This window comes from Tissierella sp. P1, assembly GCF_002266425.1.
GTDB classification, from domain to species: domain Bacteria; phylum Bacillota; class Clostridia; order Tissierellales; family Tissierellaceae; genus Tissierella; species Tissierella carlieri.
The window spans coordinates 42,372-55,555 of record NZ_NPMN01000011.1 but is presented as its reverse complement, the minus strand read 5'-3'; the positions used below and the strand labels follow the sequence as shown (position 1 = coordinate 55,555).

The 13,184-nt window shown below is 33.3% G+C and carries 15 protein-coding genes; all 15 read left to right on the top strand.

The genetic code is table 11. The annotated features are described in order from the left end of the window. Nucleotides 1–19 precede the first annotated feature (19 nt). The 15 genes from CIW83_RS09660 to CIW83_RS09590 all read left to right on the top strand — a co-directional run bounded on the left by CIW83_RS09660 (nt 20) and on the right by CIW83_RS09590 (nt 13,147). Nucleotides 20–394, top strand: a complete 375-nt coding sequence (locus CIW83_RS09660; RefSeq protein WP_094900646.1) for a hypothetical protein — start codon at nt 20–22, stop codon at nt 392–394. After that, nucleotides 394–669: a hypothetical protein gene (locus CIW83_RS09655; protein WP_094900644.1), complete on the top strand. Its 276-nt coding sequence runs from the start codon at nt 394–396 to the stop codon at nt 667–669. The genes CIW83_RS09660 and CIW83_RS09655 overlap by 1 nt, the downstream gene beginning before the upstream one ends. A 5-nt stretch (nt 670–674) precedes the next feature. Next, the gene (locus tag CIW83_RS09650) at nt 675–1,217 is read left to right on the top strand and encodes a hypothetical protein (protein ID WP_094900642.1); all 543 of its coding nucleotides are present in this window, start codon (nt 675–677) and stop codon (nt 1,215–1,217) included. 244 nt (nt 1,218–1,461) lie between these two features. Then, nucleotides 1,462–1,881 (top strand): hypothetical protein, encoded by a 420-nt coding sequence (locus tag CIW83_RS09645; RefSeq protein WP_094900640.1) that lies wholly within the window; start codon nt 1,462–1,464, stop codon nt 1,879–1,881. A gap of 14 nt (nt 1,882–1,895) precedes the next feature. Continuing rightward, nucleotides 1,896–2,705 (top strand): hypothetical protein, encoded by an 810-nt coding sequence (locus CIW83_RS09640; protein WP_094900638.1) that lies wholly within the window; start codon nt 1,896–1,898, stop codon nt 2,703–2,705. Nucleotides 2,706–2,729: 24 nt separating this feature from the next. Continuing rightward, nucleotides 2,730–3,101 carry a hypothetical protein gene (locus CIW83_RS09635; RefSeq protein WP_094900636.1) on the top strand — a complete coding sequence of 124 codons (372 nt, stop codon included), beginning with the start codon at nt 2,730–2,732 and terminating at the stop codon, nt 3,099–3,101. A gap of 375 nt (nt 3,102–3,476) precedes the next feature. Continuing rightward, the gene (locus CIW83_RS09630; protein WP_094900634.1) at nt 3,477–3,986 is read left to right on the top strand and encodes a hypothetical protein; all 510 of its coding nucleotides are present in this window, start codon (nt 3,477–3,479) and stop codon (nt 3,984–3,986) included. 112 nt (nt 3,987–4,098) lie between these two features. Further along, entirely contained in the window at nt 4,099–8,982 is a 4,884-nt protein-coding gene (locus CIW83_RS09625) for a phage tail tape measure protein (protein WP_094900632.1), read from the top strand. A 25-nt stretch (nt 8,983–9,007) separates the two neighbouring features. Further along, a complete protein-coding gene (locus tag CIW83_RS09620; RefSeq protein ID WP_094900630.1) occupies nt 9,008–9,556 on the top strand; it encodes a hypothetical protein in 549 nt (182 codons plus the stop codon). Next, the gene (locus CIW83_RS09615) at nt 9,540–10,307 is read left to right on the top strand and encodes an N-acetylmuramoyl-L-alanine amidase (protein WP_158220077.1); all 768 of its coding nucleotides are present in this window, start codon (nt 9,540–9,542) and stop codon (nt 10,305–10,307) included. Before CIW83_RS09620 ends, CIW83_RS09615 begins: the two co-directional genes overlap by 17 nt. Before the next feature lie 18 nt (nt 10,308–10,325). Then, complete coding sequence (locus CIW83_RS09610; RefSeq protein ID WP_094900626.1) at nt 10,326–10,628, top strand: phage holin; 303 nt, start codon at nt 10,326–10,328, stop codon at nt 10,626–10,628. Between the two features lie 61 nt (nt 10,629–10,689). Then, nucleotides 10,690–11,211 (top strand): hypothetical protein, encoded by a 522-nt coding sequence (locus CIW83_RS09605; RefSeq protein WP_094900624.1) that lies wholly within the window; start codon nt 10,690–10,692, stop codon nt 11,209–11,211. 14 nt (nt 11,212–11,225) lie between these two features. Then, nucleotides 11,226–12,638: a hypothetical protein gene (locus CIW83_RS09600; protein WP_094900622.1), complete on the top strand. Its 1,413-nt coding sequence runs from the start codon at nt 11,226–11,228 to the stop codon at nt 12,636–12,638. Between the two features lie 13 nt (nt 12,639–12,651). Further along, a complete protein-coding gene (locus CIW83_RS09595; protein WP_094900620.1) occupies nt 12,652–13,008 on the top strand; it encodes an XkdW family protein in 357 nt (118 codons plus the stop codon). A 1-nt stretch (nt 13,009) separates the two neighbouring features. Beyond that, entirely contained in the window at nt 13,010–13,147 is a 138-nt protein-coding gene (locus CIW83_RS09590; RefSeq protein WP_094900618.1) for an XkdX family protein, read from the top strand. Nucleotides 13,148–13,184 lie beyond the last annotated feature (37 nt).

Genomic DNA, 13,184 nt, shown 5'->3' with positions numbered 1-13,184 from the left:
AAATTATGGAGGTAATTTTATGTATAAAGAATATCTAGGTGAAGGATATCATGATAAAGTTAGAAAAATGCTAAGTTTAAATGAAGAAATTCTTCCAAATAGTGTTATAGATGCAGATGCCAATATTGGTGGGATGAAAATGTTACTTGCTCCTGCTATGGATAAACTAACTGCAACAGGCAAAAAGATTGATACTGAACAGAAATATAATCAACTTCAACAAGCAGGCATTTATTATTTGGCTGGTATTTTATGTATGGCTATGAAAAGTCGCACCTCTGCCCCACCATTTAATATTCCAAAGTATAAGAAAAATTGGGATAAGAAACAAAAGGGATATATGCAGAAAGGTAATACGTTAATGCAAGAATTGATGATGGGAGGTGTTTTATAATGACTAAGCAACGTATTGATAGATTTCCACAGTATGAAACTGGAATGTTTCCTGTCAATAGTCTAAGTGAAAGACGTGTTGAGTTATTTGAATCACTATCATCTGGTGATTTGATAAATGAGGACAAAGTAATGACCAAAAGAACTGGCTCATTTGTTCAATCTAATATAGATAAAGTATTAGAAATAGCAAGAAAAATGAATCTTACCTATTCTGAATTAGAAGATTTTCTTGAATTAATAAAACTAACTGCTTTTGACTATAGGGTTAGGTGATTGATATGTCAATTAGATTTGATAGTCAAGGCTGTATTACTGCCTTTAGAAAAAGTTTAATTGATGCTATGAAGGATTTACAACAAGAATTGCTCAATGAAGCTAAACAAGGTATGCAAACTCCTGAAGGTAAAGAAAGTTTACATGATGAAGAAATAACTGATATTGCTAATGTTATCACTGCTAGTATTGCTGGTGGTGCTTGGGCTATACTCGACGAATTTGGAAGTGGTTCATTAATGGATACTTCCAACCCTGCTTTGGAAGCCTACAAGAATAGTCCTGCTTGGAACCCTGCTAGGCATGATAACAAGATTAGGACTAGACCAGATGTTGCAGGGCAAGTAGATATATTTGGTAATCCTGTTCGTGGTCGTGGCAAAGGTGGATTTGACCTTGAAGAAGCTGGAAAAGTCTCCCCCACTCCACCCTCTCATGCTCTGCAGACTGCCATGAGGTGGATGAAAAACGGTAGGTTTAAAGAAAAAATCAAAGAAACAATTAAGGATTTTCCGTTTCAAAGGTTTATCATAACTTATAATAAGTGAGGTTTGAGAAATGAACATTATTGGCAAGAAGGTAAAAATCATTGATAGTAATCACCCTCACTATAGGGAAACTGGTGTTATAGAGGATGTCACAAGAACTGCATTTGGAAGTGTTGGATGATTATTAAACTTGATGACTGCCCTTTAAAGGTAGAATCATGTTTTGTATTTAACCCAAAAGAAATCAAATTTATTTAATCCCCAACCTTGGGGATATTTTTATGCCCAAAGGTGGTGATTTTTTATGGCTTTTACTCCTGAGAAAGATTTGACGGCCATACAAAATATTATTATGGCTGATAAGGAAATTTTAAAGTTACTTGATCTAGAAGGTAAATCCAGAATAGAGATTGCTAAAAGAATTATTAAAAGAAGTCAATGGAATGATTTGGCTACTAACGAAAAAAGACTTTGTATTTTCTTTGTTCCTGATAGAAGAGCTAGGAATGAAAGTTTCATTCAGTCTGTAATTGAGATTGATGTTCATGTCCCTGCCGTTGAAGATTATAAATCTTGGAGAATACAAGAAAGAGTTGAAAAGCTTTTACACAAGAAAAGAATAAATAAAAGATATACCTATTTTGGTGGCCAGCTTGGTGAACTCCCAACCATGCAAGGCTTTTTTTGTTGTGGGAGTAGATTTGAATTTCATAGAACAATTTGAAAGGATGTGCTTATATGCAACCGATATTTTTTAACAAAGCTGGAAGCCTTTTATTAGAAAGATACAGATGTGGAAAGCCTTCTAGGGCTAAAGGTGACGCAGTATTCCATCATGGGGCAGTTGTTTCCATTACTCCAAATGTTACCACTAATACACAAGCCCTACCAGACGGAAACTCTGACTGGCCTGCTGCTCAACCTGTAACTGGTAGAGAAGGTTCTATCGCTGTTGAGTTATCTTTTATGTCCCCTGAACTTTATGCATTTTTAATGGGAACTGAGGTTGAAAAACTAACCAATACAACTATGACTATGTCTGATTATGAAGCCATCATTCCTGAAAAAGCTCCTTATGAAGTTAAATTACTTCATGAACCTGTCGCAGGAAGCGTACTGATTGTAGATTATGAAGGTACTCATTTTGAAATTATAAAACCCACAGAGGAAGTACCTGATCCACCATTAGCGAAAGGCAAAGTAACAATTAAAGATAATGTCGTCACTTTCCACGAAGATGATGCTGGAAAAGCTGCATACTTTGCTTATGACTGGTTGGCTCTAGAAGCTGTAGGCTTTAACTTCCCTAAATCTGGTACTCCTTATGCCTTTAGAGCAATTGTATCTGGTGAGGCTATGGGTGATGATGAAGCTACTGCTTATGATGCAAATATCATCATAGATAGAGCTAAAGCTGTTGGAACAATAAATCCTCCACCATTAAGCAAAACTCCTGCACCTCAAACTATCACTTTACAGGTATTAAAACCTCGTGGTGATAAGGCTGTAGACTTTAAGTTTGCTAAAAGAAATGGAGAATGCAATTAAATTTAGGTCAAGGAGGTAATTTAGATGAGTAAAGATGATAATACCCCTACTTCCCTAGAAGCTATGCTTGGGAGTGGGGTTGAGTTTGAAGCTAAAGGAAAACAGTATACTATGTTACCTATTGCATCTGCTCATATAGAAATGTTTAGAAAAGAGCAACTTTTCATGGGCGAAAATCAGATCTTCAATTTATCTGATGAAAAGTCTAAAAAGGCTATGAACAAATGGCTTGGTGGCGAAAAAGTCACTGCTAAGATTTTAGGTAAAGACATAACTATTGTGTATTTATTTGATGAAAACAACGAACCTATGTCACTTGAAAAGACTATGGCTGATGGCTGGGATGTTGTTGATTATAAGAGATATTTCAAGAAACTGTGTGACTTGTCGGGCTAACCTCGCCCTCTCCTGATGATAAAAAAGATGGGGAGGGCGACAATACCTCCCCTGATTGGGGAGAAATCTTTGGGGATTTAGTTTGCCATACAAGTATTTCTCATAGTGAAATCCCCTACTTAACGCTCCCACAAATAAATAATTATCGTAAAAGTATTGGAAGAAATATTCCAATTAAAATAGGTGTTCCAAATATATTTGGCTCCTCTACCCTATCTCATACTGTAACTAGTGAGCCAAGGGCAGACTCTCCACCTAAATTAAGTCAATTTATGTCTTTTGCAAATGCTTTTAATTAAGTATACGATAAGATTATTCTATTATATTGATATTCCTCTGCTCTTAATGTAAAATTATGGGAAAGGGGGAGATTTTATGAAGAAGATATTATCTATGATCTTAGTTTTAATTGTGTCAATGAGTTTGTTTGGTTGTAGCGATAAAAAAGAAACTATAGCATACGAATTTGATTATAAATTTAAAGAGGAATACTCAGAAATAGACAGTATGATAGCAGCAGTTTTCTTAAACTTGGTAGATGGATTAATAAAAGTACATTCCACTGTACTAGAAGCCGAAAATCAAACCATTGATAGTGAATTTAATGCATATGTAGAGAATAAAGTTGCACCCTTACGAGATGAATTCATGAACTCTCCAACAAGCTACACCGTTGAAGAAGTGAATGTATTGAAGCATATGATGGAAATAGCAATAGCATCTGGTAAATTACAAATTATTAAATCAGAATATGACCTCGATAAAACTAATGAAGAAATGGGATTAAAAAGAAAAAATACAGCAGAATATTATACTGAACAATTAGAAGATTTTAAAGATAAAATAGAAACATTATTAGAGGAAACTAATAATTTCATTAATTAGAAGTGTTATAAGACACTTCTTTTCTATTACTTAAAAATAATGCTGAAAAATTACATTAAAGCCACTCAAATTCAAATGAGTGGTTTTTTTATACCCGAAAGTTGGTGACTGCATGAATGATGATAGCTTTTTAAAAATAATAGCTAGTCTTGGATTGGACTATAATCCTGCCATAGAGTCTATTCAAGAGTTTCAAAAGAGAATTCAAGAACTTAACAAAGATTTAGATAATCAAAAGAACAAGGCAATAGAAAATGCCAAGAGTATTAAAATGAGTCAAGATGCTTTCTGGAAACAACATTTTCAAGATACAAATAAATTCCAACCTTCTGATGAAATAAAAAAACTTAGCCAACATTATAAAGAACTAGAAAAGTCTTCTATTCAAGCCATGAAAAAAGCTCATACTGAAGCTTTAAAATTGAATAAAGAATATGACAAGCAAGTATCTAGTATAAAAGAAAGCACTCTTGAACAGATGAAGGCTCAGGCTGCATTTATTCACCAAAGAGCTACTACTAAAGGGTTAAATGAAGAATATTCTAAGCAATCTGGTACCCTAAGAGAACAACTATCTGTAATTCAAGCTAGACTACAAGCTGAAGGCAAATTATCTGCCGAGGAAGTCAAGCAGACTCAACAATTAAAAGAACAGCTTGATATATTAAAAGCTCAAACAAACTCTGCTATATATGATAAACAAATAGAAAATTTCAATACCCCTAGTAAAGATTTACAGAACCATACTTCATGGCTTGCTGATGCTGCCATGTATTATACCATTAAAAAAGCTGGAGAAGAAGTTTTAACTACCATCAAAGATGTTGAAATGGGCATGGTTGAGATTTCAAGAGTTATGGATGACAGCTCCTTTGTGTTTAAAGATTATAGGGATGAATTATTTAAACTAGCTGTTAACTATGGTCAAACTTTTGAGAATGTCCAGAGCATCGCTCTAAGATGGTCTCAATCTGGATATAATGTAGCTGATTCTTTAGAATTAACTAAGACTTCCCTACTCGCTCTTAATACTGCTGAACTTAATGCAACTCAAGCTACTGAGTCTATGATTGGTATCATGGCTCAATGGCAACTTCAAGCCGAGGATATGGCTCTTGTAATGGACAAAATTAATCTAGTAGCGGATAGCAACTCAGTAACATCTCAAGACCTCGTGGATGGTCTACTCCGTTCTTCTAGTGCTGCTAAGAATATGAATATGTCTATTGAGGAAACTATTGGACTATTAACTGTTATGCGTGAGGCTTCAGGAAGAGCTGGAAGTGAAATCGGAAATGCTTTGAATTCTATAATTTCATTTATGCAAAGACCGAAGTCAATAGACACTCTCGAATCTATGGGTATTCAAATGTTTTCGGATACGGCTAAAACACAATTTAGAAATATTATGGATATTTTTAAAGATATTGCTTCACAATGGAATTCATCTGGTGAAGTATTTCAAGATGGTTTTGTTAAAGCTGCTGATGACACCGAATTATTTAGTGAAGAATTAGCCATTGCTTTAGGAATGCAAGAAAAATATAACCTTGCTAGAGAAGAATATAATGACCTTGAAAAACGTGACATTGCTCAATCTAGTGCTGGTGTTTATCGTAGAAATTATTTTATTGGTATGATTGAGAGACTTGCTAACGTTCAAGGTATTCTTAATGACATGATGGATGCAGAAGGTTACTCCATGAGAGAAAATGCTAAGACTATGGAAACCTTGGAGAAGAAAACTGAGTCTTTAAAAGCATCTGTTGAACAATTAGCTATTTCTATTGGTGATGCTGGATTAAATAATGTCCTGAAATTACTCGTTGACGGTGGCACTGGTGTATTAAATGTTATAAATAATCTAGATGATGAGTTAAAGGATTTTATACTTTCCTCATTAACTACTATAACAACTGTAAAAACCTTCCAAACAGTAATGACACGTTTGGGAGTTGAAGTTCCTAATATATCTCAAACAATTAATTTATTAAAAAACAAGATATATGAATTGGGTGACGCATTAAATGGTGGTACTGCTGGCATGATAGCTTTTGCACAGGCTAATCCCCTAATCGCTTTATCTGCTACTGTAGGAGTTGTTGTTGCTATTACTAATGCAATCAAGAAACAAAGAGAGGAACAGGAAAGAGCTATTGAGGTATTTAATCAACAGAAAGAAATCTATAGTGATCTGAAGAGTTTGTTATCCACTTACGAAGAATTAGCAAATAAAAGTTCATTGGCTACTGACGAACAAGAGAAATTAGCAACAGCAAAGCAGAAAATAATTGATTTACTTCCTCAAAGCAAAAGTGTCATTGAAAACGAAAGCATGTCTTTATCAGAACAAGTTAGTATAATAGAAAAATTAAATGAAGAAGAACTAAAAAGACTTGAATTAAAAGCTCAAAGTATTATCAGTGGTGGAGAGTATAATTATCAAAAGGATTTAGAGGAATTAGAAAGACAAAAAGATATGCTAAAAGAACTTGAGGTCTTGGCGAAAGAATTGACATTGAAAAGTTTAAAAACACCTTTGGGATCTTTTGAGTCAAAAGAGTTAGAAAGATATACAAAAGCAATAGAAAAAGCAAAAGAAACTATTTCTACTCTTACGATGAATACAGATTCATTTCAAGAAGCTAAAAAGATACTAACTGCCATTTATGAAGGAAATACAGAATCACTAATCGATAACTCCAACAAAGCTAATAAAAATAATGAAATCTTGCAAGCTAGTAAAGAAATCACAGATGCACTGGCAAAATCTTTTGAAGATGTTACCTCTAAAATCCAAAGGTATAATTCATTTTTAGCAGAATTAAATTCTAAAGAAGGTCTATCTGCTAAATCTAAGCAAGAGATAATTTCTAAGCATCAAGAACTACTCCCCTACCTAGATGATGAAAAAGAACTCCATAAGCAGTTGACAGCTATAATTCGGCAGGAGGAAAAGGTTCAGAAACAAGCTTATGCCGATATATTGATGATTAATGAAGAATTTTTCAATGCCAAGGTCAAGGGTAATAAAGAATTAGTTGATAAGTTAGGTGAATTTTATAATAAAGACTTAGAAAATGTTAAATCACTAGCACATGCTAAGGAAATAGTTGAAAGTAACTTAATTAAAAACTTATCTGGTAAATGGGCTGAATATTATAATGTGCTGACTACAAGTAATGATGAAATGGAAAAACACTTAGTCAAAGGTAGATTAGCACAAGATATGGTAAGCGGCAATATAGATGCAATAAATACACTATCTGCTGCAAAAAAATATAAAGAAATTGAAGAACGATTCAGAAATATCGCTTTAGATATTAGCTCTGTTGATTTTAAAGGCATAAACCTTGCTAACGTTAGAGATTCTAAAGATGGTAAATATGAAAATAAACAGTTACAAGAAGCATTGAAACTTTTGGAGCATAGAAAGAAAATATCAGAAGAAACTCAAGCTAGTATTAAAACTGAAATAGCAGAACTTAATAGAATTAATTTCTTATATGTCAAAACTGCTGATGAAAGAATGGATATGGCTGAACGTATCTACTCTGCTGAAAAACGATTAAGAGATAGAACCTTACAAGATTCAATTAACTGGATTAATCAAAAGAAGAACCTTAACGAACTTTCAGTTGAAGATGAGATTGCAGCTTGGGAAAGGGTTAGAAAAAATCAAAGCAATAATATCGAAGCCGTAAAACAAGCTACTCTTAATCTATATAAGTTAAGAAATCAAGTTATGACAGACTCATTTTCTAGGGAAGAAAACTCAATTAAACATTTGACTAAACTTGGTCTTTTAAGTGTTGATGAACAAATTAAAAAATATCGTGAGTTATATGAGGTTAAAGCCTCCACTCTATCTGAAGAACAATCTAGGATTGAAAATCTATTTGACCTATACAAGAAACAAATTTCTGACCAGCAGAAAACTATTAAAGAAGCTCATGATAAGAGGATTGAACAAATCGAGGAAGAAGCTAAAAAGAAGAAATCTATACATGAAGATGAAATTAAAGCTATTGAAAAAGAGTTAGAACTTCTTAGTAGACAGGAAGATGAATATGACCACGATAAAAAAATGGCTGACCTTAAAGAACAATTAGCCTACTGGCAAGTTAGAACATCTGAAGATGCTAGAAAGAAAGTTACTGAACTCTTAAAACAGATTGATGAAGCTGAACACAAAAGAGAAGTTGACCTTAAAAAGCAATCTCTTGAAGATAAGAAAAAGGTACTACAAGATGAAGTTAAATCTGTTGAGGATACTGCTAGGGAGGAACGAGAAAAACTTGATAAATCCTATAAACAAATAGAGATAGCTTTTGATGAACATAGTATTAATCTTATTGCCTTAGCTTCCACTATGTCTAAAGGTATGTTTGAGGAATTTCAGAAAAATTATCTTATACCTTTAGAAAATGCTTTAAGAGATGGAGATTATAACTCTATTGGCAGCATTGTAGATGGAATTAATGATTATGGTAATAGTCTTTCTGATTATGGCGATAGATACTCTCAAGATAAATACTCTAAGCATGATTGGGGCATGACAGATGCTGATTATTTGAGATTTCAATCTAACGGTGAAAAATGGAAAGAACTTCAAAGACAAGGATTTAGTCATTCTAATAATGCAGAGATGCAAAGGTTACAGGCTGAAAATGATAGACTTAGAATTAAGTATGGCCGTGACCCTAATCTTGGAGAATATCCTGAATTCCATACTGGAGCTAAAACCTTATCATATGGAGTTGCAATGTTTAAACCAGGAGAATTAGTATTCCCTCCTGATTTATCTACTAGACTAGAAACTCTAATTGATGTACTTTATCAAAGACCTATGAGTCAATCTTCTAGCTCATTAACTGATAATCGTAAAGAAATTAAGATTGATAAATTATTAAACATCGAAAGAAATTATATGGAAGATGATATTGATAGTGAAATTCTTGTAAGGCAACTCCAACGTTCACTTACTTCCTTATAAATTAACTACATTCAGGGGGTATGGCATGGATGAAAATTTAAGTATTTTTAATGATATGGTAGAATATTTGTCAAAAGCATTTTCAGGAACAAAACCAATATGGGGGGCTATATTCGGAATTATAGGTTATGTCCTATTCCCTGTCCCCTTTTATCGTATGTCTTTTATTGCTGTATTAGCTGCTGCCGGTTGTGATGTTTTAACTAAAATGTACTCACTATGTAAGCAATATGACGGATATAAAAATGCAGTCAAGTTGAAAAAAATATTTAGTAAAACTCTATGGAAAGGTACTGAGGTAAAAATTGTATCTTATCTTATGATATCAATTTTAACTGGACTATCTTATAGAGTTGTATATTTAGAACAGTTAGGGATATTTATCGCATCTTTTGTTTATTCTGTAATGTTTATGAGAGAATTTCAATCTAATATAGAAAATTTAATTGAAGCAGGAGCTGACTTAGATTGGCTCCTTTTATTTTCAAAGAAGAAAAATAAAGAATTAATGAAACCTTATGAGGAAGAAGAAACTCCTAAAAAAGAGGTGAATGATTATGAGCAAAGAATTTAATATAGTAAAAAAGCTCTCTCCTAATATTACTAAAGGTCGAAATGGCTGGAAACCTGATATGATAGTCTCTCATATCACAGAAGGTGGATTTAACGGAGCAGTTAGCTGGTTATGTAATCCAAACTCGGGGGTGTCTGCCCACTTTGTAGTTGCTAAAGATGGAAAAATAACTCAACTAGTAGAACTTACAGATACAGCTAAAGCAAATGGAACTTCTGTAGATTTAAAAGGTAAAAATCCAAAAATGCACTATAGTTTATCTACTCTATCTAAAGTAAAAGATAGAAAAACCAATGCTAATTATTACACTATATCAATTGAGCATGAAGGTTTTTCATCTGAAGCTAATGGAAGGTTAGAGCCTAAACAACTAGAAGCTAGTATATGGCTACACAAATATATAATCCAAGAAGTTAAACGTATCTATGGAATTGACATACCTCTAGATAGAAATCATATAGTCGGACATTATCAGATTAATCCTGTCACCAAACCGTTTTGTCCTGGTAAGAATTTTCAGTTTGACGAAATCTTGAATTCATTAAAAAATGATAAAGTTGGGGAGTTGATTAAAATGGAACTAGCTAAATGGCAAGAAGAAATGGGAATTAAATCATTAGATTCTTTAAGCAAGAAAAAAGATAATAATAGAAATCCAATTGTAAATAGCCCAGACACTTGGAAAGAAACTCTAGCGGAAAATGTTCCTCAATGGTTGTTTTGGTCTATTATAGATAGAATTTCTAAATAAGAAAGGTGGTAAATGATTATGAACGGTGATGCTGTTGTAAGTATAGGTACTGCTTTAATTACTTTTATTGGTGCTATTATAACATATATAATAGTACCATTTTTAAAATCTAAAACTACTAAAGAACAAAGAGATAACACAATATTTTGGGTTCAGATAGCTGTTAATGCAGCAGAACAAATCTACAAAGAAAAAGGTAAAGGCAAAGATAAAAAAGAATATGTATTAGAGTTCCTGAACTCCAAGGGCATTAAAGTTACTGATGAACAACTAGATGCTCTGATTGAAGCTACTGTTTATGAACTAAATAAAAATAAATAATTATAAGCCATTCTTAATTGAGTGGCTTTTTTATTTTACTAATTTTAAAGGAGTTGATTATATGCTTGAAAAAGGCTTTGGAATAGATACTATAGCTGTTGGTGCTGGACTTGGAATTGCTGAACATGCTAAATGGCAACCTAAATGGACTATTGAAAAATACGATAAAAATATGAAGCTATATGAAATAGAAGAAATCAAAGGAAACCTACTTTTAAGTGAGGGTATCACTTCCCTACTCACTCTATTGATTGGTGGCTCTGAAACTCCATTCAACAACAGTAACGCTTACATTGGTGTTGGTGATGGAACTACTGCTGCTAGTGCCAGTCAAACTGGATTATTAGGTGCTAATAAAAGCTATGCTCCTATGGATTCTACTTACCCTCAAGTTTCTAATAATATTGTAACCTTCCGCTCTACTTTTGGACCTGATGAAGGTAATCATAATTGGCGTGAGTTTACAGTTGCAAACGGACTTTCCGACTCCGCCAAGAACTTGAATCGCAAGGTCGAATCTGCACTCAGGACAAAGGCTAATCCCGACACATGGGTAATTCAATTACAAATTACTATATCGTAATGGTGGTGATATAAATGGCTAAAACAAATTGGCAAGATCCTAAAACTGGGGAAATTATCTCCCCTCATATTTCTGGACTACAGGAAGCTGTTGGAAAAATTGAAGAATCCATTGGTATGAATACTATTTCTGAAACTGATATACCTTTATCCGAAGTGTTTATATCTAATGATGATAGGTGTAGAATTTATCAAGCACCAGAAGGAAAAAGAAACTGGCTCCTCTCCCCTACCCCATCAATCAAGAAAAATGGTGTAATTATCACTGATGATTTTGAAATTGACTATGGTGGCGGTGCTATTATATTCACTACTCCTATTTTAGAATCTGATATATTAACTGCCGATGCTACTTATACTGTTAAGATTGATGGAAATCAATTATCTGAACTCGGCAATAAAATAAACCAAGCAGAACAAAAAGCCAAGGACTATACAGATGAACAAATAACCTTAGTGACCGAAACTGGAATACCAAAATTGAACGTGTATGAGTATAAATTTCATAATGTCGATATTGGTACTACGGAAATAACCATACCTCTGGAAAGTTTTGATAAGGCTACAGATATAGTCAAATTATATATAAATGCCATACCTAGAGATAGTGACTTTTACACAATAGATGAAAAAAAGATAAAGCTAAATAAGGCTTTAGAAGTAGAATCAAAGGTGACTATAGAAGTGTGGAAAAACATACCCGTAGGTGAAGATGGTAGTGTCAGCGGGAGTGTGATTTCGATAGATTCTATACCACAAAATAGAGTTCAAGGATTGACAGGTAAACTTAGTGATATTCAAGATGATGTTTCAAATGTACAGCAAAATGTGACCGACATAAATTCAAAAGTTGATTCAGTACAAAATCAAATAGGAGACATAAACGACCCTACCTTACCTGAAGAGTTAAAAGGCAAAGCTTTAACAGAGCAAACTAAATATGTTCTAGCAAATGCAGGTAAAGTCAAAAGTGTAAATTCTAAGACTGGTGAAGTACAGTTGACAGGGGATGATATACCAATTGCAAATGGAGTTCAATCAAGCATTTCTACAAATATATCAGATTTGTATAATTCTAGGATACGTAAATCAGGAGATACTCTTACAGGAATTTTAAATTTACAAGCTAACACTAGTTGGATAAATGCTACACTCATAAATGGATGGACGGGTACTATAAAGTACAGAAAGGATGCTTGTGGGGTAGTTCATGTAACGGGGAATTGCTCTCATAATACACCTGCAGGTGCTGTATTTCAGCTTCCTGTAGGTTATAGGCCTCAATATGATGTTATGGAAACAGCATTTACTCTAATCAGCGAATATATATTATGCACCGCAGAACTTTATCCAACAGGTGATTTGTATATTGGGAGGGGTCAACCTCATAAAACTATATATTTTAACTTTAGTTTTATAGCTACTTAAAGGAGGAGAATATATGATAAAAGAAGTATTTAAAATAGATGAAAATGGCTATATAATAGAAAAACATGTAGTTGAATTTGATAAGGAAGGTAATCCTCTTGAGGAATTAGAAAAGGATATAATAACTGTAACCCCTCCAAATGGCTTATATCGTGCAAAATGGACAGATATAGAATGGATTGAAGATATGAGTCAAGAAGAAATTGACGAGTTAAACAAACAACCTGAAAAAGAGCCAAGCGAAATAGAAATATTAGGACAAGAAATTACAATGCTAAAATTGTCTAATATATCTAAAGACAACATCATAGACACTTTAGGTCAAGAACTTACAAGCATAAAATTACAACTATTACAAGGAGGAATCTAGAATGGCATTTTGGAAATTAGCATTTAATATGAAATGGGTATCAGCAGAGCAATTAAGATTGGCGGTAAAAACAGAAAGTAATCCTTTTGGAGAAATAACAGAAGCACAATATAAAGAAATTACTGAATTAGATTTTTAACTAATAACACCTAGAAAGGTGTATTTTTTATGCCTTT